At 74.7% G+C, this 25,763-nt stretch carries 27 protein-coding genes and 1 pseudogene; 13 read left to right on the top strand and 15 right to left on the bottom strand.

Annotated elements, in window-relative coordinates; translation table 11 throughout:
* Positions 1-48 precede the first annotated feature (48 nt).
* Both ACI6PP_RS05330 and ACI6PP_RS05335 read right to left on the bottom strand, forming a co-directional pair.
* Positions 49-1,605: an alkaline phosphatase D family protein gene (locus ACI6PP_RS05330; RefSeq protein WP_421109756.1), complete on the bottom strand. Its 1,557-nt coding sequence runs from the start codon at positions 1,603-1,605 to the stop codon at positions 49-51.
* A complete protein-coding gene (locus ACI6PP_RS05335; RefSeq protein ID WP_421109758.1) occupies positions 1,602-2,576 on the bottom strand; it encodes a DUF6454 family protein in 975 nt (324 codons plus the stop codon). The genes ACI6PP_RS05330 and ACI6PP_RS05335 overlap by 4 nt, the downstream gene beginning before the upstream one ends.
* Positions 2,577-2,705: 129 nt before the next feature.
* Here ACI6PP_RS05335 and ACI6PP_RS05340 point away from each other — a divergent pair, with 129 nt between their 5' ends.
* The 3 genes from ACI6PP_RS05340 to ACI6PP_RS05350 are packed head-to-tail and all read left to right on the top strand — an operon-like array spanning position 2,706 to position 4,980.
* On the top strand, positions 2,706-3,662 hold the full coding sequence (locus tag ACI6PP_RS05340; protein ID WP_421109759.1) for an acyl-CoA dehydrogenase family protein: 957 nt from the start codon (positions 2,706-2,708) through the stop codon (positions 3,660-3,662).
* Positions 3,659-4,396, top strand: coding sequence for a PIG-L deacetylase family protein (locus tag ACI6PP_RS05345; protein WP_421109760.1), 738 nt, complete (start codon positions 3,659-3,661; stop codon positions 4,394-4,396). Before ACI6PP_RS05340 ends, ACI6PP_RS05345 begins: the two co-directional genes overlap by 4 nt.
* Entirely contained in the window at positions 4,393-4,980 is a 588-nt protein-coding gene (locus tag ACI6PP_RS05350) for a class I SAM-dependent methyltransferase (RefSeq protein ID WP_421109762.1), read from the top strand. The genes ACI6PP_RS05345 and ACI6PP_RS05350 overlap by 4 nt, the downstream gene beginning before the upstream one ends.
* On the opposite strand, the gene ACI6PP_RS05355 is transcribed toward ACI6PP_RS05350, so the two are convergent.
* From ACI6PP_RS05355 to ACI6PP_RS05365, 3 genes are all read right to left on the bottom strand, one after another.
* Positions 4,934-5,623, bottom strand: coding sequence for a glycosyltransferase (locus ACI6PP_RS05355; protein ID WP_421109764.1), 690 nt, complete (start codon positions 5,621-5,623; stop codon positions 4,934-4,936). The two genes, ACI6PP_RS05350 and ACI6PP_RS05355, sit on opposite strands and share 47 nt — an antisense overlap.
* An 85-nt stretch (positions 5,624-5,708) precedes the next feature.
* Entirely contained in the window at positions 5,709-5,921 is a 213-nt protein-coding gene (locus tag ACI6PP_RS05360; RefSeq protein WP_421109765.1) for a hypothetical protein, read from the bottom strand.
* Positions 5,918-6,463 carry a hypothetical protein gene (locus ACI6PP_RS05365; protein ID WP_421109766.1) on the bottom strand — a complete coding sequence of 182 codons (546 nt, stop codon included), beginning with the start codon at positions 6,461-6,463 and terminating at the stop codon, positions 5,918-5,920. Before ACI6PP_RS05365 ends, ACI6PP_RS05360 begins: the two co-directional genes overlap by 4 nt.
* A 475-nt stretch (positions 6,464-6,938) precedes the next feature.
* Between ACI6PP_RS05365 and ACI6PP_RS05370 the strand changes: the two genes are divergently transcribed.
* From ACI6PP_RS05370 to ACI6PP_RS05380, 3 genes are read left to right on the top strand one after another with little or no spacing between them, the layout of a single operon-like run.
* On the top strand, positions 6,939-7,637 hold the full coding sequence (locus ACI6PP_RS05370; protein ID WP_421109767.1) for an ATP synthase subunit B family protein: 699 nt from the start codon (positions 6,939-6,941) through the stop codon (positions 7,635-7,637).
* Complete coding sequence (locus ACI6PP_RS05375; protein ID WP_421109769.1) at positions 7,634-8,029, top strand: phage holin family protein; 396 nt, start codon at positions 7,634-7,636, stop codon at positions 8,027-8,029. The genes ACI6PP_RS05370 and ACI6PP_RS05375 overlap by 4 nt, the downstream gene beginning before the upstream one ends.
* Positions 8,026-8,562, top strand: a complete 537-nt coding sequence (locus tag ACI6PP_RS05380; protein WP_421109770.1) for a DUF3618 domain-containing protein — start codon at positions 8,026-8,028, stop codon at positions 8,560-8,562. Before ACI6PP_RS05375 ends, ACI6PP_RS05380 begins: the two co-directional genes overlap by 4 nt.
* Before the next feature lie 189 nt (positions 8,563-8,751).
* On the opposite strand, the gene ACI6PP_RS05385 is transcribed toward ACI6PP_RS05380, so the two are convergent.
* Positions 8,752-10,071, bottom strand: coding sequence for a cation:proton antiporter domain-containing protein (locus tag ACI6PP_RS05385; protein WP_421109771.1), 1,320 nt, complete (start codon positions 10,069-10,071; stop codon positions 8,752-8,754).
* Between the two features lie 246 nt (positions 10,072-10,317).
* Between ACI6PP_RS05385 and asnB the strand changes: the two genes are divergently transcribed.
* Both asnB and ACI6PP_RS05395 read left to right on the top strand, forming a co-directional pair.
* Positions 10,318-12,165 (top strand): asparagine synthase (glutamine-hydrolyzing), encoded by a 1,848-nt coding sequence (gene asnB / locus ACI6PP_RS05390; RefSeq protein ID WP_421109772.1) that lies wholly within the window; start codon positions 10,318-10,320, stop codon positions 12,163-12,165.
* 69 nt (positions 12,166-12,234) lie between these two features.
* Positions 12,235-13,041 (top strand): endonuclease/exonuclease/phosphatase family protein, encoded by an 807-nt coding sequence (locus ACI6PP_RS05395; RefSeq protein WP_421109773.1) that lies wholly within the window; start codon positions 12,235-12,237, stop codon positions 13,039-13,041.
* Here ACI6PP_RS05395 and ACI6PP_RS05400 read toward each other — a convergent pair.
* Positions 13,025-13,834, bottom strand: a complete 810-nt coding sequence (locus ACI6PP_RS05400) for a GNAT family N-acetyltransferase (protein WP_421109774.1) — start codon at positions 13,832-13,834, stop codon at positions 13,025-13,027. The two genes, ACI6PP_RS05395 and ACI6PP_RS05400, sit on opposite strands and share 17 nt — an antisense overlap.
* Before the next feature lie 140 nt (positions 13,835-13,974).
* On the opposite strand from ACI6PP_RS05400, the gene ACI6PP_RS05405 reads away from it, so the two are divergent.
* Genes ACI6PP_RS05405 through ACI6PP_RS05415 form a run of 3 tightly spaced genes read left to right on the top strand, consistent with a single transcriptional unit; the run spans position 13,975 to position 16,417 of the window.
* Positions 13,975-15,408: an HNH endonuclease signature motif containing protein gene (locus tag ACI6PP_RS05405; protein WP_421109776.1), complete on the top strand. Its 1,434-nt coding sequence runs from the start codon at positions 13,975-13,977 to the stop codon at positions 15,406-15,408.
* Entirely contained in the window at positions 15,405-15,725 is a 321-nt protein-coding gene (locus ACI6PP_RS05410; RefSeq protein ID WP_421109778.1) for a hypothetical protein, read from the top strand. The genes ACI6PP_RS05405 and ACI6PP_RS05410 overlap by 4 nt, the downstream gene beginning before the upstream one ends.
* On the top strand, positions 15,722-16,417 hold the full coding sequence (locus ACI6PP_RS05415; RefSeq protein ID WP_421109780.1) for a CDP-alcohol phosphatidyltransferase family protein: 696 nt from the start codon (positions 15,722-15,724) through the stop codon (positions 16,415-16,417). Before ACI6PP_RS05410 ends, ACI6PP_RS05415 begins: the two co-directional genes overlap by 4 nt.
* 31 nt (positions 16,418-16,448) lie before the next feature.
* Here ACI6PP_RS05415 and ACI6PP_RS05420 read toward each other — a convergent pair whose 3' ends face one another.
* Genes ACI6PP_RS05420 through ACI6PP_RS05440 form a run of 5 tightly spaced genes read right to left on the bottom strand, consistent with a single transcriptional unit; the run spans position 16,449 to position 21,397 of the window.
* Positions 16,449-17,933 (bottom strand): phytoene desaturase family protein, encoded by a 1,485-nt coding sequence (locus ACI6PP_RS05420; protein ID WP_421109782.1) that lies wholly within the window; start codon positions 17,931-17,933, stop codon positions 16,449-16,451.
* A complete protein-coding gene (locus ACI6PP_RS05425) occupies positions 17,930-19,045 on the bottom strand; it encodes a glycosyltransferase family 2 protein (protein WP_421109784.1) in 1,116 nt (371 codons plus the stop codon). Before ACI6PP_RS05425 ends, ACI6PP_RS05420 begins: the two co-directional genes overlap by 4 nt.
* Positions 19,042-19,833, bottom strand: a complete 792-nt coding sequence (locus tag ACI6PP_RS05430; protein ID WP_421109786.1) for a carotenoid biosynthesis protein — start codon at positions 19,831-19,833, stop codon at positions 19,042-19,044. Before ACI6PP_RS05430 ends, ACI6PP_RS05425 begins: the two co-directional genes overlap by 4 nt.
* Positions 19,830-20,519: a hypothetical protein gene (locus ACI6PP_RS05435; RefSeq protein WP_421109787.1), complete on the bottom strand. Its 690-nt coding sequence runs from the start codon at positions 20,517-20,519 to the stop codon at positions 19,830-19,832. Before ACI6PP_RS05435 ends, ACI6PP_RS05430 begins: the two co-directional genes overlap by 4 nt.
* Positions 20,516-21,397 (bottom strand): YhjD/YihY/BrkB family envelope integrity protein, encoded by an 882-nt coding sequence (locus ACI6PP_RS05440; protein ID WP_421109789.1) that lies wholly within the window; start codon positions 21,395-21,397, stop codon positions 20,516-20,518. Before ACI6PP_RS05440 ends, ACI6PP_RS05435 begins: the two co-directional genes overlap by 4 nt.
* Before the next feature lie 114 nt (positions 21,398-21,511).
* On the opposite strand from ACI6PP_RS05440, the gene ACI6PP_RS05445 reads away from it, so the two are divergent.
* Together ACI6PP_RS05445 and ACI6PP_RS05450 are read left to right on the top strand one after the other, a co-directional pair.
* Complete coding sequence (locus ACI6PP_RS05445) at positions 21,512-21,847, top strand: lycopene cyclase domain-containing protein (protein WP_421109791.1); 336 nt, start codon at positions 21,512-21,514, stop codon at positions 21,845-21,847.
* 56 nt (positions 21,848-21,903) lie between these two features.
* A pseudogene (locus ACI6PP_RS05450) lies at positions 21,904-22,056 on the top strand (hypothetical protein); the annotation flags it as partial.
* 34 nt (positions 22,057-22,090) lie between these two features.
* Here the strand turns inward: ACI6PP_RS05450 and ACI6PP_RS05455 are convergent.
* From ACI6PP_RS05455 to ACI6PP_RS05465, 3 genes are read right to left on the bottom strand one after another with little or no spacing between them, the layout of a single operon-like run.
* Positions 22,091-23,047: a phytoene/squalene synthase family protein gene (locus tag ACI6PP_RS05455; RefSeq protein ID WP_421109792.1), complete on the bottom strand. Its 957-nt coding sequence runs from the start codon at positions 23,045-23,047 to the stop codon at positions 22,091-22,093.
* Entirely contained in the window at positions 23,044-24,543 is a 1,500-nt protein-coding gene (gene crtI, locus ACI6PP_RS05460; protein WP_421109793.1) for a phytoene desaturase family protein, read from the bottom strand. Before crtI ends, ACI6PP_RS05455 begins: the two co-directional genes overlap by 4 nt.
* The gene (locus ACI6PP_RS05465) at positions 24,543-25,643 is read right to left on the bottom strand and encodes a polyprenyl synthetase family protein (protein WP_421109795.1); all 1,101 of its coding nucleotides are present in this window, start codon (positions 25,641-25,643) and stop codon (positions 24,543-24,545) included. The genes crtI and ACI6PP_RS05465 overlap by 1 nt, the downstream gene beginning before the upstream one ends.
* Positions 25,644-25,763: the final 120 nt, after the last annotated feature.

Genomic DNA, 25,763 nt, shown 5'->3' on the forward strand with positions numbered 1-25,763 from the left:
GGACGCGTGGTGGCTCAGGCACCGCCAGGCACCCTGACGGGCGCGACCTCAGACCCGGACGGCCCCGGGCACGCCGTCGCGGACGGCGAACGACGCGTAGGTGTACTGCTCGGCGTCGGCGCGGGTGACGGTGCGCACCATCTGCAGGTCGGCGCGCAGCTGGTCGGGCCGCACCGTCACGCGCACGTGGCCGCGGCGGTCGCCGTCGAAGAACCGGATGTGCGGGTTGAACGGGATCATCGGGCCGTAGTACGGGCCGTACGGGGTGCGGTCGCCGTTCGACGACACCGAGGTGCCGACGATCTCCGAGGCCACCACCGGCGAGTCCGGACGGTCGAAGTCGGCCTTGATGTCGTTGACGAACGTCGAGTGCCAGTCGCCCGTCATGACCACGGGGTTGCGGGTGCCGGCGCGCTCCCACGCCTTGATCAGCCGCTGCCGCGCCGCCGGGTAGCCGTCCCAGGCGTCGTGCCACAGCCGCGTCCCGGCCGGGCCGTCGTGGTCGAGCCGGGCGAGCATGACGTTGCTGGCGAGGATGTCCCAGCGGGCGCGCGACTCCTCGAGCCCGCGGTACAGCCAGCGCTCCTGCTCGCGGCCGAGCATCGTCGCCTCCTTGGCGTACGCGGCGTCGCAGGCGTCGGCCTCGCCCCAGCCGCAGGCCGGGACGGTGCGGTGCTGGCGGCCGTCGACGAGGTCGATCTGCGCCAGGCGCCCCCACTGCAGGCGGCGGTAGATGCGGGCGTTGCCGTCGGCGGTGGGCCGCGACGACAGCCGGACGGGCTGGTGCTCGTACCAGGCCTGGTACGCCGCGGCGCGCAGCGCGCTGATGTCGCCCGAGACCGACTGCGTGCCGGCGTAGTCGTTGACCACCTCGTGGTCGTCCCAGGTGACGAGCCACGGGACGCGGGCGTGCAGGCGCTGCAGGTCGGGGTCGGACTTGTAGAGGGTGTAGCGCAGCCGCCAGTCCCGCGTGGTGGCCGGGGCGGTGCGATAGACCTCCGGCACCGCGACGGCGCGCTCGCGTCCCGTCGCGCCGATGGCGCCCTCGTACACGTAGTCGCCGAGGAAGACCATCAGGTCGAGGTCGTCCTCGGCGAGGTGCCGGTACGACGGGTAGAAGCCGTCGCCCCAGTTCTGGCACGACGCGAACGCGGCGTCGAGACGACCGACCCGGGCGCCCGGCGACGGTGCGGTGCGGGTGCGTCCGGTCTCGGACAGGTGCCCGCCGTGGCGGAACCGGTAGAACCACTCGCGGTCGGGCTGCAGGCCGTCGACCTCGACGTGCACCGAGTGCGCCAGCTCGGGCAGCGCTCGCGCGACGCCCGACCGGACGACCCGACGGAACCGCGGGTCGGCGGCCACCTGCCACTCGACGGCGGTGCGCCGCGCCGGCATGCCGCCGTCGGGCGACAGCGGCTCGGGGACGAGACGCGTCCAGAGCACGAAGCCGCGGTGGTGCGGCGCGCCACTCGCGATGCCGAGCGTGAACGGGTTGCCGCGCGGGCGGCCCGGGCCGGCCATCGCGCTGTCGAGCGGCGTCAGGCCGACGGCGGCCGCGCCCGCGACGGCGCCGACCGCCCGGATGAAGGCACGACGGTCGGTCATCGGGGCACCTCGGCGGTGTAGGTCAGCAGCTGGGTGCCGACGCCCTCATGGCTGTCGTCCGGGGCGGCGTACATGGTCAGCGTGCGGCCCTTCGCGTGGACGTCGACGGGGTTGCGCGTGGCGACGTGGCCGCCGGTGGAGAACTGCTGGAACGGGATCTCGTGCGTGACGGCGTGCGTGCGCAGGTCGACGAGCGCGAGCCCGCCGAGCTCGTAGGTGCCGATCGAGCCCGGACGCTGGGGCAGCTCGGTGACCCCGCTGCACAGGGCCTTGGAGCGCGCGGCGTACGTGCAGTCCTGGTAGTCGACCAGGTGGCTCGGGTTGAGCCAGGTCTCGCGCTGGCGGCCCGCCGTCGTCCAGGCGTAGAAGCGGCGCGAGCCCCACGTGTTGCCCACGAGCAGCTTGCGCTCGGGGTCGTAGACGATGCCGCCGACGTGGTCGTCCACCTCGAACATCCGCTGCGGGCGCAGGGTGGCGGTGGGGATCTTGTAGACGATCGCGTGGCTGTTCGGGCGGTACTCGGCGACGCTCACCCAGATGTTGCGGCCGTCGGTGCTGATGCCGCCCGGGTGGTAGCTGTCGCCCTCGCCGAGCGCGACGTCCTTCAGGAGCCTGCCGGTGCGGTCCATGACGAACAGGTGGCCGCGGCCCTTGCCGGGCGTGCGGTCGTAGCCGTCGGACGGGTCGGGGTTCTTGACCGGCGGCACGATGATCTCCACCGACGACAGGTAGATCCGGTCCTGCGTCACCACCAGCCCCTGTGGGTGGAAGGTGTCGAAGCCGAGGCGCAGGGCGTCGACGCGCTTCCAGACGGTGCTGCGCGTGGTGTCGGTGAAGGTGCGGGCGAGGTCGCCGTCGCGGCGGTGGCCGCCGTCCGACGAGGGGGTGCCGTGCACCGCGAGCGGGACGACGGCGGTGACGGCCGTCAGGGCGGCGACGGCGAGCGGGCGGGACAGGGTGCGGCGGGGCATGGGGGGTTCCAGGGGGCCGACGGGAACGGGCACGTCATCTCAGCCTGCCCGCCGATCCGCGGGCCAAACATCGGGCGATCGGCACGTGAACGGTTTGCGGTACCGCGGACGCGCACCCACTGTGAGCAGATGGGAGACACCGGCGGAGTCCTGGATCGCTCCGCCGTGCTCGCGGCGGTGCCCGACGTCCCGCCGCCGGGGGCGGGGGCCACCTGGCAGCGGTTCGCGGCGCTCGTCGACACCGGACGCGCGGACCTCGCGCGCGCCAAGCTCGTCGAGTCGCACCTCGACGCGCTCGCGATCCTGGACGAGCTGGCGCCGCGCACCGCACCGGCCGACTGCCTCTGGGCGGTGTGGGCCGCCGAGCCGCCGACGGCGAGGCTGCGGGCCGACGGTCCACGGCTCACGGGCACCAAGGCGTTCTGCTCGGGTGCGGCGGTCGTCGACCGTGCGCTCGTCACCGTGCCGGACGACGACGGCTCGCGGCTGTTCGCCGTCGACGTCGCGGCCGGACGTGCCGACGGGACCGTCGTCGTCGGTCCGGACGAGTGGGTGGCCGGCGGCATGGCGCGCAGCGGCACGCGGACGCTGACGCTGACCGACGTGCCCGCGACCGCCGTGGGCGGTCCCGGCGACTACACCGCGCGTCCCGGCTTCTGGCACGGAGCCGCGGGCGTCGCCGCCTGCTGGCACGGCGGCACGCTGGCCGTCGCCGACCTGCTGCTCGCCTCCTCCCGGCGGCGCGCGGACGACCCGCTCGTCCGGCGACGGGTGGCCGAGGTCGCCGCCGAGGTGGCGGCGACCGACGCCGTCCTGCGCCGTGCGTCCGAGCAGGTCGACCACGAGGTGCGCACCGACGCGGCGGCGGCGCGGCTCGTCGCCGAGCTGACGCGCACGCGCGCCGTCACGGCCGCCCGCCGGGTGCTCGAGGTGGCGCGCACGGCCCTCGGCCCCGGGCCGCTGGCGTTCGACCCCGCCGCCCGCGACGTCACCGAGGACCTCGCGATGTTCGTCCTGCAGCACCACGGCGACCGCGACCTGGCCGCGCTCGGCGGGCTGGTGCTGGACGCCGAGCACCCGTGGTGACACGGCGCGCCGGCGCCGCTCGCGACTCCACGCCGGAGGCGGCCTGGGCCGCGTGGCCGGGGTGGCTCGACCTGCCCGTCCTCGACGTGCCGCACGGGGCCCGCGTGGTGAGCGTCTCGGCGCACCCCGACGACGACGTGCTCGCCGTCGGCGGCCTGCTGCAGGAGCTGGTCGCCCGCGGGGCACGCGTCGACGCGGTGGTGCTCACCGACGGCGAGGGTTCCCACCCGGGCAGCCCGACGCTGGGCCCCGACGACCTGCGCCGCGTGCGACGTCGGGAGTCCGACGACGCGCTCGCCGCGCTCGGCCTGCACATGACCGCGCACCGGCCGGGGTTGCCCGACTCCGGGCTGCACCGGCACCCCGACCTCGCAGGCGCGCTGGCGCCGTCGCTCGCGGGCGCTGACGTCGTGCTCGCGCCGTGGAGGCTCGACGGCCACCCCGACCACGAGGCCGTCGGGCGGGCCTGCGCCGCGGTGACGGACGGCCGGTCCGCGTTGTGGGAGTACCCGGTCTGGGCGTGGCACTGGGCCCGTCCTGGCGCGGACGACCTGCCGTGGCACGCCGCCGCCGTGGTCCACCTCGACGACGACCAACGGCGCCGCAAGGCCGACGCCGTGGCGTGCTTCACCAGCCAGGTGACGCCGTTGTCGTCCGACCCGCGTGACGTCGCGGTGCTGCCGCCCGAGGTGCTGGCGCACTTCGCGAGGCCGTTCGAGGTGGTGCTGCGATGACCGACCCCGACTACTTCGACCGCGTCTACGCCGACGCCGCCGACCCGTGGCGCCTCGCGACGGACGCCTACGAGAACCGCAAGTACGACACGACGCTGGCCGCGCTCGGTCGCGAGCGGTACCGCCGTGCGTTCGAGCCCGGGTGCTCGGTCGGCGTGCTGACGGCACGGCTCGCCGAGCGGTGCGACCAGCTGGTCGCCTGGGACCGGTCGGCGGTCGCCGTCGAGCAGGCGCGGCGACGGGCGCCGTCGGCGGAGGTGACGGTGGGCGCGGTGCCGGGGGAGTGGCCGACGGGCGAGTTCGACCTGGTGGTGCTGTCCGAGCTCGTCTACTACCTCGACGCCGCGGCGCGGGGCCTGCTGCTCGAGCGCGCCGTGGGTTGCCTCGTCGACGGCGGCGAGGTGCTCGCCGTCCACTGGTCGCACCCGTTCGACGAGGCGGCCACCGACGGTCCGACCGTCCACCGCGAGCTGCGGGCGACACCGGGCCTGGAACCGGTCGCGACGCACGTCGACCCCGACTTCGGCCTCGACCTGCTCAGACGGGTCGCAGCGCCGACGACATCTCGGCCATCACCTGGCTGAAACCGCCGGGCGTCCGGCCGTGGGTGCGCGGCGAGGTGGTCACGGCCAGGGTCGTCCACGCGGCACGCGCACCCGCGCGGGCGAGCGCGTCGACGAGCAGGCGGTCCTCGTGCTCCCCGACCGGGGCGAAGCCGCCGACTGCCAGGTAGGCGTGCGCGGAGACGCCGAGGTTGGCGCCGTGGACGTGGCCGTGCGCACCCGGCCCGCGGAGCGCCCCGCCGAGGGCGTAGTCGTGCTCCCACCGGGAGAGGGCGTCGGGCCCGACGGTGCCGGGGTCGACCCGCACGGTGCCGAGGACGACGTCGGCGCCCGCGTCGGCGAGCGCCAGCTGGGTCTCCAGCCAGCCGGGTGGCACCTGGGAGTCGGCATCGGTGCACGCGACCCAGACCGTCGCCGGCGGGACCGCCAGCGCGTCCAGACCGACGAGCACGCCGTGCGCCCGCGCGGCGCCGACGGTGCCGAGCCGCACGCGTGGGACGAGTGCTCCGGTCGCCTCCGCGAGGTCGGCCGTGTCGTCGAGGCAGGTGTCCGCGACCACGACGACCTCGACGCAGACGCCGGACCGGCGGACCCGTGCGGCGGCGTCGTCCACCGCCTGCAGGCAGGACCCGATCCGCGCGGCCTCGTCACGGGCCGGCACCACCACGAGGACGGTGCCGACGCCCGAGGACCCGTCGGCGGGACCACACGGGGGCCCGGTCCCGCCGACGGGCGTGGAGGGGTGGCGGTCAGGAACCGCCACTGGCTGCGTCGTCGCCCTGGGAGCCGGCGATCTCGTCCGCGCCCATCTTCGACGGCTCGGTGCCGGTGACGCCCTGGCCGGACGGGTTGTCCGGGGGGACGGTGCCCGGCGCGTCGGAGTCGGGGACGTCGGTCGTCGGGTCCTCGTCGCCGCTCGGGGTCGAGGGCGCCCCGGGCGAGACGGTGGGCGCGGCGCTCATCGGCTCAGCAGACGGTCGCGCAGCTGCTGCCCGGGCTTCTGCTGCTCGCCCTGCTGGGCGGTCATCACGACGAGCACGGCGGTCAGCGCCGGGATGGCCCACTGCGTGATCTTCAGGTGCTGCTGGGCCGTCTTGAGCGCGGGCGAGGCGTCGGTCGACGGCTCGGTGGCGCCCTGGCCGCCCTGGTGGCTCTCGGCGTCGACCTTGCGGCCGAGGACGCCCGCGTAGGCGGTGGCGCCGGCCGCAGCGAGGGTGACGACCGTCTTGGCGACGGTGTTGGCCTGGGTGCCCTTCTGGCCCGCCACGCGCTTGCGGTTGGCCAGGATCAGGCCGAGGCCGCCGACGCCGTGCACGGCGATCGCCGCGGCGTTCACGGGGGCCCAGCGCGCCCAGCCGAGCGACGACAGGCGCAGGCGCTCGGTGGGGTCGTCGGCCTTGGCGGTGGCGCCGTTCAGGCCGACCGCGCCCATCAGGGCGCCTCCGGTCCAGACGGCGAGACCGAGGTCGTGCATGCTGCGGATGACGGTGTTGCGGTCGTTCATGGGGCTCCTTGGGCGACGGACGGACGCGGGGCACGAGGGGTCCGGCTCGTCGCCGTGCAGCTGTCCATCCGAGATGGCCGCTGCCGGTGAAGGCTCACGGGAGGTGACGGCCGGGGATGATCCCGGCCTCACCGTCGACGTTAGGCGTGCTGCGCCCGCGGCACCGATCGGCGGGCGACGGCCTTGGTTCGGTGCGAGCGCGGATGCTCCCCTAGGTTGGACGCACGGGCTCAGGACACGGGTCCCCTCTCGTCCGCCGACCCACGGCCGCGGCCCCTCCGTCGAGGCCGCGCCCCCAGAACTGGTCGGTCGGCCCCCATCCCGGCACCGCCGGACGCACGCCTCGCAGCCGACCGCCCCACGGGTGTCTCGACGGCCGCGACCGCACACCCGCGCACCGACGGTGCCGGTTCCCTCGCAGGTCGACGCCGCCGAGCACGGCTCCGGCGTCCCTGCCTCCCCCCACGGAGGCCACATGACCACCACCCCGTACACCGAGAACGCCTCCGGCGCGACGCCTGGCGGCCCGTCGGGCGACGGCTCGTCCGACGCGAAGCAGAAGGCGCAGCAGGCCGCGAACGAGGCCGCCGACCAGGCGCAGCACGTCGGCGGCGTCGCCAAGGACCAGGCGTCGCAGGTGGCCGACGAGGCCAAGCAGCACGCCAAGGGCCTGCTCGACGACGCCACCAGCCAGGTCGACGACCAGGCCCGCACGCAGCTCGGGCGCCTGTCCGAGACGCTGCGCAGCGTGGGCGGCGACCTCGACGACATGGCCGCCGGCAGCGACCGCGACGGCGTGGCCAGGACGCTCGCGCAGGAGGTGGCCACGCGTGCACGCACGCTCGGCGAGCACCTCGACGGCCGCGAGCCGCGCGACCTGCTCGACGACGTCCGCGCCTACGCGCGTCGTCGACCCGGCACGTTCCTGCTCGGCGCGGTCGTGGCCGGGGTCGTCGCCGGTCGTCTGACGCGCGGCGCGAAGGCGGGGTCCGACGCGTCGGGCGCCTCCTCGACGTCGGCCACGCAGCGTCCCGTCACGCCGGTGGACCCGTCCGGCACGGGCACCACCGCGTCCACGTCGTACGGCGACCCCAGCACCGGCCTGCGCGAGCCCGGCCTGGACGGCCTCGGCTCGCCCGCCGGCACCACGCCCGACCTGGACGGCCTGCGGTGACCGTCTCGGACGACGCCCGTCGCGACGCGGCGACCGACGACCGCTCGGTCGGCGAGATCCTCGGTGACATCACCACCGACCTGACGACGATGGTCCGCCAGGAGCTCGAGCTGGCCAAGACCGAGGCCAAGCAGGAGGTCACCAAGCTCGGCACCGGCGCCGGTCTGCTCGGCGCCGCCGGGCTCGCGGGCTGGATGTTCCTGGTCTTCTTCTCGCTGTTCGCCGTCTACCTGCTCGACAAGGTCGTCGACGCCTGGCTGGCGGCGCTCGTCGTCGCCGTGGTGTGGGGCGCGGCCGCGGCCGTCCTCGCGCTGCTCGGTCGCACGAAGATCAAGCAGGCCAACCTGCAGCTCCCCACCACCCAGCAGAGCATCAAGGAGGACCTCCGATGACCCAGGACCCGCAGGCCATGAGGGCCGAGATCGACGCCCGCCGCGACGACCTCACCCGTGACGTCGACGCGCTCAACGACAAGGTCAACCCGACCCGCGTCGTGTCGCGCAACGTCGACGCCGTCAAGGGCCGCGCGTCGCGGCTGAGGGAGTCGGTCATGGGCGGCTCGGGCTCGAACGGACCGGGTGTGGGCGACCGCGCGTCGGACGCCACCTCCGCCGTCGGCGACCGCACCCGGGGAAACCCGCTCGCCGCGGGGCTCGTCGCCTTCGGCGCGGGCATGCTGCTCTCGGCGCTGCTCCCCGCGAGCGAGTCCGAGGCGAAGGCCACCCAGAAGCTCGTCGACGCGGCCAAGGACCACGGCGTCGTCGACGAGGTCAAGCAGGCCGGGCAGGACACCGCCCAGGGCCTCAAGGAGCACGCCCGGTCCGCCGCGCAGGACGTCGCGGGCTCGGCACAGGACTCGGCACGGCACGTCGCCGACGAGGCCAGGTCCGGCGCCCAGAGCGCCGCCGACCAGGCCCGCAGCTAGACGAGACGGTCGAGAACAGGTGCCCGGCAGGTCCCCCGACCTGCCGGGCACCGTCATGTCCGGGTCCGGTCGCCACGGGGGCACCACTTCCCCCGGTGGTCCGACGAGACCACGGAAAGTTCTTCGTGGTCCCGTCGGTTTCCCAGGTTCACCTGGGAAACCGACACCCTCCCGCGGCGGGCGGGGAGCTCAGCGGGGGGCGGGGGCGACGCGGTCGCGGGCGCGGTCGAGCCAGGTCATGACGGGGGTGGCGGTGACGCCGTGCACGACCACCGACAGGACGACGGCGAGCGCGAGGGTCGACCACAGCAGCGGGACGTCCTCGAACTCGGCGTGGCCGGTCGCGTAGGCGAGGTAGTACAGCGAGCCGATGCCGCGGACGCCGAAGAACGCCGTGACGAGGCGCTCGCGGGGGCCGAGGTGGGGGTCGTCGTCGCGGTCGGAGTAGCGGCGCGTGCGCACCATGAGCGCGACCACCCCGCTCAGCGGACGCACCACGAGGACGAGCACGACGGCGAGGACGGCCGAGCCCCACGTCATCGCCTCGAGCAGCCCGTGCGTGAGCGCGACGCCGAGCAGCAGCAGGACGACGAGGGTCAGGATGCGCTCGAGCCGCTGCACCACCTGGTGCATGAGCACGTGGTACTCGTGGCTCGGCTCGGACGACCGGATCGTCAGCGCGCACACGAACACCGCCACGAATCCGTAGCCGCCGGCCACCTGCGCGACGCCGTACGACAGCAGCACCGCCGCGACGGCGAGCAGCGGCTCGCTGTTCTCCGACGTCCGCAGCGACGGCGCACGCGAGCGGAACGCGATGCGTCCCAGCAGCCACCCGACGGCCACGCCGAGGACGACGGCGACGACGGTCTTGCCCACCAGGTCCCACGCCACCCAGGTGACGCCCCACTCGCCGACGGCGCCGACGGTGGCCAGCAGGATCGCGGCGTGCACGAACGGGAACGCCAGCCCGTCGTTCAGCCCCGCCTCGGAGGTGAGGGCGAAGCGGACCTCGTCGGTCTCGTCGGTCTCGGACGGGTCCTCGGCCGACGTCGGGCCCTCGACCTGCACGTCGGAGGCGAGGACGGGGTCGGTCGGCGCGAGCGCCGCTGCGAGCAGGAGGGCGGACGCGGGCGCCAGCCCCACGACCCACCAGCCGAGGAGGGCCACGCCGGCGATCGACAGCGGCATGGCGATCAGGAGCATCCGCCACGTCGGCGACCAGCGTCGCCACGTCGACGGCTTGAACAGGTGGAGCGGCCGGTCGAGCGCCAGGCCCACGCCCATCAGCGCGACGATCACGGTGATCTCGGTGACGTGCTCGATGATCGCGCGGTCGTCGACGACCTCGGGCGCGAACCCGTCCGAGATCGGCAGCAGCCCGATGACGGCGCCCACGCCGAGCAGCACGACCGGCGACGACAGCCACGCGCGGCGCAGCACGTACGGCAGCACCACCGCCAGCAGCATCGAGACGCCGACGAGCAGGAAGGCCAGGTTGCTGGTCACGCGGTCGTGCGCGTGCGTCGGTGCGGCTGCATGAGGACTCCACGAGGTCGGGGGCGGCGGCGCCCGGACGTCGTGTCGACCCCGGTGCGTCGCCGGGGTCGGGCGTGACTACGACGCTAGGCGCGCGGGGCCGTTCGCGCCGACCGGCACCCGTCCGGACGGATGTAACTGCGAGTTGCAGGCCGGCTCGAGGGCGCGTAGGTATTAGTTGCCAAATGCAACTGACGTGACGTGGAGGTGGCGACGATGTGTGGGATCTCGGGCTGGGTGTCGTACGACGACGACCTGACGCAGCGACGGGCGACGGCCCTCGCGATGACCAGGACGATGGCCTGCCGGGGTCCTGACGACGAGGGCCTCTACCTGCGCCCGCACGTCGCGCTCGGGCACCGCCGGCTCGCGGTGATCGACGTGCCGCAGGGTCGGCAGCCGATGCTGGTCGAGCGGAGCGGCGCGCTGGCCACCGGTCGGTCGGCCGACGAGGCCTCGGACGACGACCTGGCGATCGTCTACTCCGGCGAGGTGTACGACTACCGCGACCACCGGGCGTCCCTCGGCGGGCGGTTCGACACCGACAGCGACACCGAGGTGGTGCTCCGGGCCCACCTCGCCGGACGTGGACGCGACCCGCGCGAGGTCGTCTCCGGCCTGAACGGCATGTTCGCCTACGCGCTGTGGGACGCCCGCCGCGAGGAGCTGCTGCTCGTCCGCGACCGGCTGGGCGTCAAGCCGCTGTACTACCGGCGCACGGGCGACGGCGTTCTGTTCGGCTCCGAGCCCAAGGCCGTCCTCGCGCACCCCGGCGTGCCCCGCACCGTCGACGCGGCGGGTCTGCGCCAGGTCTTCGGGCTGGTCGCCGACCCGTCCCACACCGCCTTCGCCGGGCTGCGGGAGGTGCCGCCCGGGCACGTCGTGCGCGTGACGCGCACCGGCGTCGAGGAGCTGCGCTACTGGCAGCTGGAGTCGTCCCCGCACACCGACGACGTCGACGCCACCGTCGGACGCGTCCGCGAGCTGCTCGACGACACCGCGGCCCGGCAGCTGGTCGCGGACGTGCCGCTGTGCACGTTGCTGTCCGGCGGGCTGGACTCCTCGGCCCTCACCGCGCTCGCGGCCCGCCAGCTCGCCGACGCCGGGAAGGGGCCCGTGCGCTCGTTCTCGGTCGACTTCGCCGGCAACGACGACGACTTCGTGGCCGACGACGTGCGCGGCACCCCCGACGCGCCCTACGTCCTCGACGTGGCCCGGCACGTGGCCAGCGACCACACCGGCATCGTGCTCGACGACGCCGGCCTGCTCGACGCGGACACCCGTGCAGCGGTGCTGCGCGCCCGGGACACCCCCGCGATGGGCGAGCTCGACACGTCGCTCTACCTGCTGTTCGCCGCGGTGCGGGAGAGCTCGACGGTGGCGCTGTCGGGCGAGAGCGCCGACGAGGTGTTCGGCGGGTACATCGACTTCCACGACCCCGCGGCCGTCGGCGCCGACACCTTCCCGTGGCTGGCCGGCCGGATGGTCGGCGGCTACCGGATCGGCGACCTGCTGCACGAGCGGGTGGCCAAGGAGCTCGACCTCGACGGGCACGTCGCCGACGCCTACGCGCGGACGATGGCCGAGGTGCCGCGGCTGGAGGGCGAGACCGGCCACGACGCCCGGATGCGCGAGGTGTCGTACGCCTACCTGACGCGGTTCCTGCCCACGCTGCTCGACCGCAAGGACCGGATGAGCATGGCCGTCGGGCTCGAGGTGCGGGTGCCGTTCTGCGACCACCGGCTCGTCCAGTACGTCTTCAACGCGCCCTGGCACCTCAAGACCTTCGACGGCCGGGAGAAGAGCCTGCTGCGCGCGGCCACGGCCGACCTGCTGCCGCAGTCGGTGGTCGAGCGCGTCAAGAGCCCCTACCCGTCGACGCAGGACCCGCGGTACGGCGCCGAGATCGCCCGCCGGTTCGGTCTGCTGGCCGACGACCCCTCGACGCCGCTGGCCGACCTCGTCGACCTCGACGCGGCGCGCGAGGCGCCGCGGAACGTGCAGGACCGGCTGCTCTACGTGGCCGACTGGATGCGCGAGTACGAGGTCGACGTCGCGATCTGATCGTGCGGTGGCGGGCGGCGCGTGGTGCGGTGGCACCGTCCCGTCGTCCGCCGACCGTGGAGCACGCTCATGCCGTCCAGCGACCACCCGCCCGTGCTGCGCCTGGCCACCGTCAACGCGGCGGGCGGCCGCGACCTCGGCGGCACCGACGTGGACGTCGAGCGGCTGGCGTCGGCGGTGGCCGGTCTCGGGGTCGACGTCGTGGCGCTGCAGGAGGTCGACCACCACCTGCGGCGCTCGGGCGACGTCGACCAGGCGGCCGTCGTCGCCGGGGCCTGCGGGGCCGACGGCCGGCCGTGGAGCCACGCGTTCGTCGCCGCCGTCCGCGGCACGCCGGGCGAGGACGCCGCACCCGCGCCCGACACGGTGCAGGGGCTCCCGTCCTACGGCGTCGCGCTGCTGACGCCGCTGCCCGTCCTCGAGCGGGACGAGCTGCGGATGCACGCGTCGAGGGCGAAGCTGCCGATGCTGCTCCCCACTGGCGCCTCCCACCGGCTCCGGTGGTTCGACGACGAGCAGCGGGTCGCCGCGGCGTCGGTGCTCCAGACGCCGCTCGGTGCCCTGACGGTGGTCACCACCCACCTGTCGTTCTTCCCGCCGCGTGCGCTCGGCCAGCTGCGTGAGGTGCGCGACTGGGCGGCCCGCCTGCCTCGTCCGCTGGTGCTGCTCGGCGACCTCAACCTCCCCGCCGGCGTGCCGGACCGCGTCACCGGCTGGGGGTCGTTGGTGCGTGGCCCGACGTTCCCCGCCCCCGACCCGCGCGTCCAGCTCGACCACGTCCTCGCCGACGGCCTCACCTGGCCCGTCCGCGGCACGGAGGTCACCCGGGTGGGTGGCAGCGACCACCGCGGCGTCGTCGTCACGCTCGGCGGGTGACCGCTCGGCGGGTCCAGCGGTAGGGGGTGGTCGTCGACACGGCGACGAGCCCGGAGCGTTCGAGGATGGGGCGCGAGTACTCCGTGGAGTCGCTGTGGACCAGCGTCCTGCCGAGGGCGATCGCGGACCGTGCGCGTGCGGCGGTGAGCGCCCGGTAGATCCCCCGACCGCGCCACGGCGGGCGCGTCGCCCCACCCCAGATCCCGGCGAACTCCGTGCCGGCCACCGGCTCCAGGCGTCCGGCCGAGACGATCTCGTCTCCGGCCTCGGCGACCCACAGCTCCATGCCGTCGTCCGTCGCGAGCCGTCTCAGCAGCGCGTCGGCCGACGACTGCGAGACGGGGTCGCCGAAGACCTCGTCCTGCATCGCGCTCATGGCGCGGACGTCGTGCTCCTCGGTCACGCGCCTCAGCCCCACCCCGTCGGGCAGCGGGACGTCGACCGCGAGGCCGCGCGCCTCGCCGACCATGATCGACTCCCGCTCGTCCGGGGTGAAGCCGTGGTCGAGCAGCGCCTCGTGCAGCCCGGGGGCGTGGTCGTGGCCGCGCGTCTTCCACTCCACGCGGGTGATCTCGGCGTCGTCGACGAAGTGGGCGAGTGCCCCGGCGACGAGCCCGCGGATGGCCTCGGCGTCGGCTCCGCCGAGGTCCCGGTAGGTGACGAAGCCGCGGCCGCCCGCGAACGTCACCAGACGCAGCGGGCCCAGCCGTTCGACGCTGGTCGCGCTCGGTGTCTCCGCGTCGGTGCGCAGCTGGCGGTCGTAGGCCTCGAGGAGGGCGGCGGTGTCGGTCATGTCCGCACACCGTGCCCCTCGGCGGCGATCGGGGCAACCCGATTTCCGCGCCTGTGGACGGCCGATCCGCCGCGGGTGGGAAAACCCGCTCCACGTCCACACCATTGCGAACACGTGTTCGACTGTCGTAAAATGTGGCCATGACGGTCACCGCACTCCCGCTCACCGAGCACCCCGCCTTCGCGGTGCTCGCGGCGGTCGAGAGCGCCCTGGATGGAGGCGACCTGTCGGTGTTCGAGGGGCTGTCCGGTGACGATGCGACGCAGGTCGCGGCCCGGTGGGCGCGGGTGCAGGCTCGGGTGTCGGCGCACTCGGTGGCCGCGGCGCGGGCGGTCGAGCGTTCGGGTGCGGCGACGAAGGCTGGTGCGACGTCGACCGGGTCGCTGATGGCCGGACAGTTCGGTGGCGACCGCCCCGCGGCCGCGCGCGACGTGCACCTGGGCGAGGACCTGGCGAAGGCGAGCACCACCGAGACAGCCCTCGCCAAGGGTCAGGTGACCAAGGAGCAGGCCCGTCTGATCGCCCGGACGGTCACATCTCTGCCTGAGACAGTCCCAGACGAGACGCGCGAGAAGTGCGAGCGGGCGCTGATCGAGGACGCCCAGACCCTGACGATGCCCGACCTGCGACGCCGGGCCGACCGGATCACCGACGTCTTCAAGCCCGCTTCCGAGGTCGACGCCGACGAGGGCGAGATCGTGCGCGACCGCGAACGCGACGCGTACGCCCGGTCGGAGTTCTGGATGCAGGACCAGGCCGACGGCACCTGGGTCGGACACTTCCGCCTCCCCGAGGCCCAGGCCGGGATGCTCAAGCACGCCCTCGACCGGTTCACCGCACCCCGCCGCCGCCACCTCGACCACGGCCAAGCCGCTGAGGACCTCACGTACTCCCAGCGCCAGGGACGGGCGTTCGTGGCGCTGGTCGAGCACCTGCCCACCGGCGGACTCCCCGACGCCGGCGGCTCCGGCCTCGTCGTGACGGTCAACGTGGACCTCGACACGCTCGTCGAGGGCGTGGGGGTCGGGATGACCTCGACCGGTCAGCGCATGTCGGCCGGTGAGGTCAGGCGTGCCGCCTGCCGGGCAGGCGTCATTCCCCAGGTGCTCGGCGGAGCGTCCCTCCCGCTCGACCTCGGCCGCACCCAGCGCCTCTTCAACCGTGCCCAGCGGTTGGCCCTGGCCCACCGCGACGGCGGGTGCGCGTTCCCCGACTGCGACCGATCACCGTCCTGGACCGAGGCCCACCACGCCCGCGAACCCTGGTCCCACGGCGGGGCCACGGATCTGGACGACGGTGTCCTGCTCTGCCCGTTCCACCACAGGACCGTCCACGACGACGGATGGACCATCACCTTCGACACCCCCGACAGACGGCCCGCGTTCGTCCCACCCGCCCGACTCGACCCGTACGTCAGACCCCGCACGAGCACGAGGTACCGACCGCGCCAGGACGTCGTGCGCACTCAGGTCGTGCGGCCTACCGTGGAGGCAGGCGTCCGGGCGCCAGGGACGGCCCCGGTCCAGGGGCCTCCTCCGAGCACCACCGACGCCGACGGCCGGGTGAGACGGTGACACCGCAGCTCCTCGCGATCGCGGTCGCGCTCGTCCCGCTGCTCGTCGTCGGCGTGAGGTTCTGGCGCGTCGAGCGCCGGCACCGACGCCTGGCCCTGCCCACGGACGAGGTCGACGTGCCCACGCTGCCGATGGGCTGCTTCACCGGGCGGCTGGACCTGCTGTCCGACGACGAGCTCGCGCGCCGCTGGGACGTGAGCGGTGTCGTGGTCCGAGGCGGGGGAGACCCGGTCGTGGTGGCGTCGGCCGCGAGCGACCGCGCGATCTACCTCGACGAGATGGAGCGACGCCGCGACCACCCGGCGGGCGACCGGTGACCGTCCCCTCCGAGGACGCCGCGTGGTCGCGTGCGCACGGGGGGCTCGACCCGTCGTCGTCGATGTGGGTGGCCGGCTGGCTGCGGATGGTGCGGTGGTTCGCCGCGCCGCTCGTCCGGCGCGGGGTGACACCCGACGCGGTGACGCTCACCGGTGTCGCCGTGTCGGCCGTCGTCCCGCTGCTCGCCTGGGCCGGTGACGGGTGGCTGCTGCTCGCCGCCGTCGTGGCGCTGGCGGCGGCCGTCGTCGACGGGATCGACGGCGCGGTGGCCGTCGCCACTGATACCGCGTCGGCCTGGGGACGGGTGCTCGACCCGCTCGCCGACCGCGTCTCCGACCTGCTGTTCCTGACCGCGCTGTGGCTGCTCGGTTCGCCCGCCTGGCTCTGCGTCCTGCTCGGGGCACTCACCCTGCTGCACGAGTCGGTGCGGTCGTCCGGCGTCGCCGCCGGCCTCGACGGCGTGGGTGCAGTCACCGTCTGGGAGCGGCCCTCCCGGGTGATCGTGACGATCGTGGTGTCGCTCGCGTGCGGTTCCGCGGCGGTGCTGCCGCTGCCGGGCTGGGCACCGGCCGACCCCGTCGGGCTGCTGGCCTCGGCCGGGGCCGCGGTGGGGCTGGTGCTCGCGGTCGTCGGGTTCGTGCACCTGGTGGTGGCCGTGCGGCGGCAGCTGCGGGGCTGCCTGACGGGTTGAACCGCTGCAGCGGCACCGCGAGCACCCCGACCTACGCCGGCCCCACCAACGACGCCACGATCCGGGCCGACAGCGTGACGAGCGGCAGCCCGCCCCCGGGGTGGGACGAGCCGCCCACCAGGAACAGCCCGCGCACGCCGGACGCGTTGGGCGGGCGGAGGAAGGCGGCGCGGGCCCCGTTGGAGGACGAGCCGTAGATGGAGCCGCCGGGGGTCAGGGTGGCGCGCTCGAGGTCGGCGGGCGTCATCACGTGGCGCCACCGCACGTGCGGGCGGACGTCGAGGCCGCGGTCGGCCATCACGGCGAGCACCTGGTCGGCGTAGGAGTCCGCGAGGCCGGGGGTGTCCCAGTCGACGCCGCCGACGACCTCGTGACGGGGTGCGTTCACCAGGACGAACCAGGCCGCGGTGCCGGGGCCGGGGACCACGGCGGGGTCGTCGGGGGCGGAGACGTAGACGGTGGGGCGCGCGACCGGGCGCGGCGGGCCGCCCAGCCCGAAGACCGCGTCGAACTCGGCGTCGTAGTCCTCGGCGAACAGCACCCGGTGGTGGACGGGGTCGGGTCCGGCGTCGTCGAGGGCCAGGAGCAGCACGAAGCCCGAGAGGGACGGCGTGGCGCGGCTCAGGCGTGCGCGGTCGGCGCCGCCCGAGCCCGGGACGAGGTGGCCGTAGACCTGGGTCGCGTCGGCGTTGGCGACGACGACGTCGGCGGGCAGCTCCTCGCCGCTCACCAGGCGGACCCCCGTGGCGCGGCCCTGCTCGACGAGCACCTGCGACACCTCGCTCGACGTGCGGACGACGGCGCCGCGCTCGACGGCGCGGTCGCGGACGGCCTCGGCGATCCGCACCAGGCCGCCGTCGACGTACCAGGACCCGTGGGCCTGCTCGACGTACGGGACGGTGGCCAGCGCCGCCGGGGCCAGGCGCGGGTCCGAGCCGGTGTAGGTGGCGTAGCGGTCGAGGAGCATCCGCAGCCGGGGATCGGTCAGGTACTGCGCCCCCAGCGCACGCAGGCTCAGCCACGGCGCGACGGTGCGCAGGTCGCCCACCCGGCGCGAGAGCCTCAGCAGGTCGCGGGGCCCGATGGGCGACTCGAGGAACGCCTCGTGGGTGGCGTCCCAGATCCGCTCGGCGCGGTCGAGGAACGCCGACCACTGCGCGCCGGTGCCGTCGCCGAGCGCGGCGTCGAGCGCGGCCGGGACGGCGTCGAGGTCGCCGGGGAGGTCGAGCACCGTGCCATCGGGGAACCGGTAGCGGCAGGCGACGTCGAGCCGGCGCAGCGACAGGACGTCCTCCAGCGGTCCGCCGGTGTCGTCGAAGAGCTCGCGCAGCAGGTGCGGCATCGTCACCAGCGAGGGGCCGGTGTCGAAGACGAACCCGTCGCGCTCGTGGGTGCCGAGCTTGCCGCCCACCCGGGCGGCCTGCTCGAGCACCGTGACGTCGTGGCCGGACGCCGCCAGGCGGGCCGCCGCGGCGAGCCCGCCGAGCCCGGCCCCGATGACGACGACGCGGCTCACCTCAGCACCCGCCCCTTCCAGGTCAGGCTGCCGGTGCGACGACCCCGCCACGAGTCGGCGGTGAGGGCGGCGAGCGCCAGCACCGACGCCGGGTGGGCGAGCGCGTCGGCGACCGGCGAGCGCGTCCGCCGGGCCACGAGGGCCCGCGAGGCGACGGCCGCGCCGTACCCGGCGAGGCCGACGCGCGACCCGGCCAGCGCGGCGACGGGCGGCACCACGAACGTGACGAGCAGGCCCGTCGTCACCGCGACAGCGCCGCCGGGCGACCCGAACGCCGCCCACAGCGACTTGCCGTAACCCGCCCTCAGCTCGCCTGCGCCGCGGTACATCCGGCAGGTCGCGACGTCCGTGCCGTCGACGACGACGCCGTGCCCGCCGACGGCCTTGACGGCGCGCAGCAGCGCGAGGTCGTCGAGCACCTCGCCCCGGACGGCCGCGTGGCCGCCCGCGCGCTCGTAGGTGCCGCGGTCGACGGCCATCAGCTGGCCGTTGGCCGCGCCGAGGGACGGACGCGACGACCGCTCGGCCAGGTGCAGCGGCAGCGTGGACGCCCACGACCACTGCAGCAGCGGCTGGACGAGGCGCTCGGCCCACGACCCCGTGAGCTGGCGGGGGTACGGGCTGACGAGGTCGAGGTCGGCGTCGCGCAGCAGGCCGACGGTGGCCGCCAGCGCGTGCGGCTCGAGCACGACGTCGGCGTCGACGAAGACCAGGACGGTGGAGTCGGTCGCGGCGGCCGAGGCCAGCTGGTGGCAGGCCCACGGCTTGCCGAGCCACCGGTGGGGCAGCACCGCGCCGTCGAGCAGCCGGACGCGGGAGTCGTCGCCGGCCGCCTCGAGGACGACCTCGACGGTGGCGTCGCGCGAGCCGTCGTCCAGCACCAGCACCTCGACGGGCGACCCGCACCGGTCGGCCGCGGCGAGCACCGAGCGCAGGCAGGCCCCGACGTCGCGCTCCTCGTCGCGCACGGGCAGGAGCACCGAGACCGGGTCGGCCGCCGGCGCCGGGGAGGCGGACGGCACCCGCATCCGTCGCAGGTTGTCGACCGTGAGCGCCAGGCCGGCCACCGACAGCCCGGTGCCGACGGCGACCAGGGCGTCCCAGGCCCTCATCGGACCCTGGCCCGCCACAGCGACACCGCGAGGGGCACGGCCACCGTGGCCATCAGCAGCCCGCCGACGAGCGCGACGGGTGGACGCCCGAAGAAGACCGCGTTGGCGAGCACCGACGAGCCGAAGGTCCAGAGCAGCAGCGCGTGGGGCATCAGGTCGGCGGAGCGCACGCGCGGCCGCGCGACGAGCACCTGCAGCAACGCGCACAGCAGCGCCGACACGACCAGCCACCCGGCGTAGTTCGTCAGCGGCACGTCGGCGACGCCCGGCAGCGCGGGGGTCGGGTCCGCCCAGCGCCAGTGGCCCGCGTCGACCATCTGCGGGTCGAGGAACACGTCCCAGGTGGTCATCGTCCACGCGGCCAGGAGCACGGTGGGGACGGGGCGGTCGCCGGTCAGCCGTCGCGCCGCGAGCAGGCACGGGTAGGCGATCATGATCCAGGCCAACGGGACGACGAGCGGCACGCCGAGCACGGACGCGCCCAGCGAGCGCGTGTAATCGTACTCGCCGAACGGGTAGCCGGTCGCCACGCCCACCGCCTCCGCGACCAGCGCGCCGCCGCCGGCCACGAGGAGCAGCGCGAGCGCCGACCGTGCGCCGCGCGAGGACGCCGCGTGGACGAGGGCCGCCCCGGCGAGGAGCACGACGACCACGACGGCCAGCACCGCGTCGCCGCCACCGGAGAACGGGAAGCTCATCTGCACCAGCACGCCGGCCGCGGCCAGGCCCCACGCCACGAGGGAGCCGCGCACCCGCACCCGGGACGGACGGTCGTCGACCGCGGTCACGGCGTGCGTCCCCGGTAGGTGCCCGACGCGCCGAGCACGGCGAAGCGGGCGAACAGCTCCTCGGCGTACCAGCCGACCTCGGCCGTGCGGCGCACCGCCTCCAGGTGGGGCGCGCTGCGGTAGGCGAACGCGAGCAGGTCGTCGGCGGAGTCCCACAGGCTGAAGGTGCCCTGGAGCCCGACGGGTGCCTCGCCGACGCCGACCGACATCCGCAGGCCCGGCGAGCGGGCGAGGTCGGCCGACACCGGCGGCACCGCGCGCCAGAACGTCAGGGCTCGCGACGGACGGAGCCGGGCGCGGGTCAGCGCGGCCACGGGCCCGTCGGTGGTCGCAGGTCCGTGGGTCTCGAAGGGCGAGCGTCCCGCCCAGGTGCCGCGGGTGGTGAGCGGGCGCATCGTGACGGTGAGGCGCTCGGTGGCGAAGCCGTCCCACCCGCCGACGACGCGGCCGGCGTCGAAGCGCTCGGCGTCGGCCACCGAGTCCCAGGTGGTGAGCAGCGCCCAGTGGTGCGGGTCGGCGTCGCGGACGGTGAACGTCTCGCCGGACCCGGTGCCCATCAGCTTGGCGAACCGCAGACCGGCGACGTCGCGCAGCCGCCACCGGTCGGTGGCCATGTGGCGCAGCGCGGTCCTGACCTTCTCGACGCCCCACAGGTGCAGCACGGCGACGGTGCCGCCACCGCTCACGTGGCGCGTCCGACGCGGGACGCGCGCAGGCGGCGGTCGAGCACGGTGGTCGCCACCCACCCGACGAGCAGCACGGTGTGCAGCAGGTAGAGCCAGAACCCGACGGCGACGACGCCGCCGACCACGCCCAGCCCGCCGAACGGCACGCCGACGTCGACCGGGATGGCCAGGAACAGCAGGAAGCCGTGCAGGAACCCGGCCAGGAACGCCGCGGTGCCGAGCGCGCCGACCCACACCGCCGCCCAGCTCGCGTCACGGGGAGCCACGTGCCGGAAGACCCACGCGAGCGGCACGCTCAGCGTCAGCCACAGGGCGGTGAATCCGATGAGCACCCGGAACGTGAGCGGCCAGAAGCCGTCCTGCGTCGCGAGGTCGAGCAGCGGGCCGTCGGACAGCTCGACCAGCACCCAGGTGAGCGCGGGGACGACGACCAGCACCGGCAGCAGCCAGGCCCGGGCCCGCCACCCGGTCCAGGAGTCCTCGCGGGGCACCAGCGACAGGCAGGCCCGCCTGACGCCCTCGCCCCAGAACGACGCCGGCAGCACGGTGACGACCGCGCCGAGCCAGCCGAGGTGGGTGCCCGCGTGGACGAGGGCCTCGAAGGCGGGCCGCGCGCCCATCTGCGCGGGCACCAGCGCCTCGAGCGAGAGCAGCCGGGCCTCGGCGGCGTCCGGGCCGGCCGTCCACGACGTCGACCAGATCGCCAGCAGCAGCCAGGGCACGACCGAGATCGCGCCGAAGTAGGTGAGGGCCGCGGCGGCACGGGCGACGTCGCGGCCGGCGAGCGCACGGCCCGTCCCGCGGGCCACCTCGACGCCCTCGTGGACGACGCGCTCGACGGGCGCGCCGGAGGGCGTCGTCGCGTCGGTGGCCGTCATCTGTCCATCGTCGTCGCTGGGGGGCCCGGGCGCCGACCGGTCTGCGTCGGTGCGCGCGCCGGGCGAGACTGGTGGCGGTCGCCCGGTCCGGTCCGGCGCCGGGAGGGACGGGTCATGCGCGCGTGGACGTACGCCGGCATGCTCGTGTTCGTCCTGCTGGCGACGCTGCCGCTCGAGGTGTTCCTCGGCACCCGCGTCTACGCCCGCCTGCGCCGTCTCGCGCTGACGCTGCTGTGCGTCGCGCCGGTCTTCGTCGTCTGGGACCTGCTCGCGATCCACGCCGGTCACTGGTCGTTCGACCTCGACCAGACGCTCGGCGTCGTGCTGCCCGGCGACCTGCCGCTCGAGGAGCTGCTGTTCTTCGTCGTGGTGCCGGTGGCGTCGGTGCTGTCGCTCGAGGCGGTGCGCCGCGTCCGTGGGTGGACGGTCGGCGACGAGGTGGAGCGGTGACGCACACCGAGGTGTCGCTGGTCGCCGTCGCGCTCACCGTGGTGCTCGACCTGTGGGTGCTGCGGACGCGTCTGCTCACCCACCGCGCCTACTGGGTGTCGTACGCGATCGTGCTGTTCTTCCAGCTGCTCACCAACGAGTGGCTGACGTCGCGCGGCGTCTTCCGCTACGACCCCGACGCGATCCTGGGCTGGCGCATCGGGCACGCGCCGGTCGAGGACTTCCTCTTCGGCTACGCCCTGGTCACCCAGTCGATGATCTGGTGGGTGTTCTGGGGCCGCCGCGGCGTGCAGCGCGAGGAGACTCCCGTCGGCGGGCTCGTCGGGCAGCGGCGAGACGCGGCAGCGCGGTCCGCAGCCGACGGGGCAGCGACACCGCCACGCGCTGGTTGAGCACGTCGTGGTCGGCGCGCTCGACCGCGTCGAGGATGCCGCCGTACAGCGTGAACGCGGTGCGCACGCAGTCGCGGCTCGTCGGCTCGAGCATGTCGATGCCGGGCTCGGCCTCGGCGTACAGCGAGCGGGCGCGCGCCACCTCGTGCCGGACGAGCGCGCGGACGCCGTCCGACACCGGACCGGGTCGCAGGTCGTCGGGCGTGACGCCGAACGCGTCGAGGTCCTCCATCGGCAGGTACACCCGTCCGCGGACGAGGTCCTCGGCGACGTCGCGGATGAAGTTCGTCAGCTGGAACGCCTCGCCGAGCGTCCGGGCCCGCGGGTACGCCTCCGGCGTCAGCACGCCGAGCACGGGCGTCATCTGCAGCCCGATCACCGCGGCCGAGCCGTACATGTACGCGCGCAGGTCGTCGTACGTCCGGTAGCGCGTGACGGTGATGTCCTGGCGCATCGAGGCCAGGAACGCCTCGACGTGGGCGACGGGGATGTCGTACCGGTGCATGGTGTGGCCGGCCGCGGCCGCAACGGGGTCGCGGGAGCCGCCGTGGCGCAGCGCGTCCAGGAACTCCGCGCCCCAGCTGACGAGCCGGTCGGGGTCGGGCGCCTCGAGCGAGTCGACGAAGTCGTCGGCGTACCGCGCGAAGCCGTACAGCGCGTGCACGTGCGGACGCTTGTGCGGGGGCAGCAGGAGCGTCGCGAGGTAGTAGGTGCGGCCGTGCTCGGCGTTGAGCCGGCGGCACGTCTCGTACGACGCCCGCAGCGCGGGGTCGGTGATGCCGGCCGCGTCGAGCTCGCGGGTGCTCATCGCCAGGTCCGTGACTGGTAGCCCGGCTGCGGGCCGGTGATGCGCTCGGCGGCCAGCCGGCCCGAGATCAGCACCATCGGCACGCCGACGCCGGGCGTGGTGCCCGACCCGGTGAACACGACGTTGTCGCCCCAGATGTTGCGCGGACGGAACGGTCCGGTCTGCCCGAACGAGTGCGCGGCGGCGAACGGCGCGCCGCGCTCCATGCCCTGGCGCTCCCAGTCGAGCGGAGTCGTCACGTGCTCGACCTCGATCGCGTCGCCGAAGCCGGGGTAGCCGCGCTGCTCCAGCGTGCGCACCACCTGGTCGCGGTACCGCGGGCCGAACTCGGTCCAGTCGATGTCGGCGTCGAGGTTGGGCGTCGGGAACAGGACGTAGTAGCTGTGCTTGCCGGCCGGGGCGAGCGAGGGATCCATGTGCGTCGGCACGGTGACGAGCAGCGACGGGTCGGACATCACCGTCCGCTGGTCGATCAGCTCGTCGAACACGCCCTCCCAGGAGTGCCCGAACGAGATGTTGTGCAGGGCACCGGGGGAGTAGTCGGCGCTCGAGCCGGCGAGCATCAGGAAGCACGACGGCGAGTAGCTGAGCCGCTTGACGCGGCGCGGCGTCTGGCCGAGCAGGTCGCGGTACGCCACCGGGAGGTCGGGGTTGAGCACGACGGCGTCGCACGCGATGCGCTCGCCGTCGGCGGTGTGCACGGCGACGGCGCGGCGCCCCTGCAGCTCGACGCGGTCGACGGTGGTGCCGTACCTGAACGTGACGCCGTGCTTCTCGGCCGCTCCGGCGAGCGCGCGCGGCACGGCGTTCATGCCGCCCTTGGCGAAGAACACGCCGGCCACCGAGTCCATGTAGGCGATCACGCTGTAGATCGCGAGCGCGTCGTACGGCGACAGGCCCGCGTACATCGCCTGGAAGCTGTAGACCTTCTGCAGCCGCTCGTCCTTGAGGTACTGCGCGACCTTGGGCGCCATCTTCCGGAACCCGCCGACGGCCGCGAGCCGGGCCAGGTTCGGGCCCAGCACGGACAGCGGGCTGTCCATGTTGGTGTCGATGAAGTCGCGCATCTCGTAGCGGTAGACCTTCGACACGAAGTCCACGAAGTCGCGGTACCCCTTCGCGTCCTCGGGGCCGCAGACCTCGGCGATCTCCTGGGCCATCTGGTCGGGGTCGGCGTGCACGTCGAGCCTGGAGCCGTCGGCGTACGTCGCCCGGTACAGCGGGGCGACGGGCTCGAGGTCGAGCCAGGCGTCCATGTCCTCGCCGACGCAGTCGAACGCGTCGCGGATCAGGTCGGGCATCGTCAGCACGGTCGGGCCGGTGTCGAAGGTGTAGCCGTCGGCGCGGACGACGCCCGCGCGTCCACCTGGCTCGTCCTCGCGCTCGATGACGGTGACCTCGCGTCCGGCACCGGCGAGGCGCAGCGCGGCCGAGAGCCCGCCCAACCCCGCCCCGACGACGACGACGTGGTCGGTGGGGCCCTTGACGGTGCGCATCAGGCGGTTCTCCGGGTCGAGGTGACGGCGAGGTCGGCGAGCACCAGGTGGGCGTCGTCGGGAAGCTGGAGGGCGTGCAGGTGGGTCTCGGCCTCGGCGACGAGCGCGTCGATCCGCGCCTCCACCTCGTCCACCGCCCCGGTGTCGACGAGGACGCGGGCCAGCACCGAGCGGCCGTCGTCGTCGAGGTCGGGGTCGCCGAGGAGGCCGTCGAGGTGGGCGCGCTGCTGGAGCCCGGCCCGCTCGCGGGCGATCGCGACGAGCAGCGTCTTCTTGCCCTCGCGGAGGTCGTCGCCCACGGGCTTGCCGGTGGTGGCGGGGTCGCCGAACACGCCGAGCAGGTCGTCGCGCAGCTGGAACGCCTCACCCACCGGGAGCCCGAACGCGGCGTAGCCGTCGAGCAGCTCGCGGGGCGCCCCGGCCAGCGCACCACCGAGCACGAGCGGGTGCTCGACGCTGTACTTGGCGCTCTTGTAGCGCAGCACGGTGGCGGACGCGTCCGCACGGACGCCGGGTCGGGCCTGCTCGAGGACGTCGAGGTACTGCCCGCCCATCACCTGGGTCCGCATCTGCGCGTAGACGCGGCGCGCACGCCGGACGGCCGCGGGCGAGGCGCCGCAGTCGGCGAGCATCTCGTCGGACCAGCTGAGCAGCAGGTCGCCGACGAGCAGCGCCGCGCCGTCACCGAACTGGACGGGGTCGCCGTCCATCGCCCCGTCGCGGTGCTGGTCGGCGAAGCGCAGGTGCGTGCTCGGCATCCCGCGACGGGTGTCGCTGCGGTCCATCAGGTCGTCGTGGACGAGCGCCGCGGCGTGGAAGAGCTCGAGCGAGGCGGCGGCGCGGACGGCGACGTCGGAGTCGGGCTCGCCGGCCCCGCGCCAGCCCCAGTAGCAGAAGCTCGCCCGCACCCGCTTGCCGCGGGCGACGAGGTCGCGGGCGGCGTCGACCACGGGCGCCAGGTCGGGGCTGACGTCCAGCAGCATCTGCGCACGCTCGTCCACCAGCTCGACCAACCGGGTCCGGACCCGCTCCCCGAGGGGGGCGTCGGGCTCCGGCGTCTGGTCGAACCTCGTGTCGAGGTCGTCGGCGATGGACGTCATTGGTTCCATCGTCGGACGCCCCCGGGCACGACGCCGAACGAAGGTGCGTCGGTTCCGACACGCGCCGACTTCTGGTCAGAATGGCTGATCGACTGCGCCAGACGGGGGAGATCCGCCACG

This window comes from Solicola agrisoli (assembly GCF_049059935.1).
Classification (GTDB): Bacteria; Actinomycetota; Actinomycetes; order Propionibacteriales; family Nocardioidaceae; genus JAURVT01.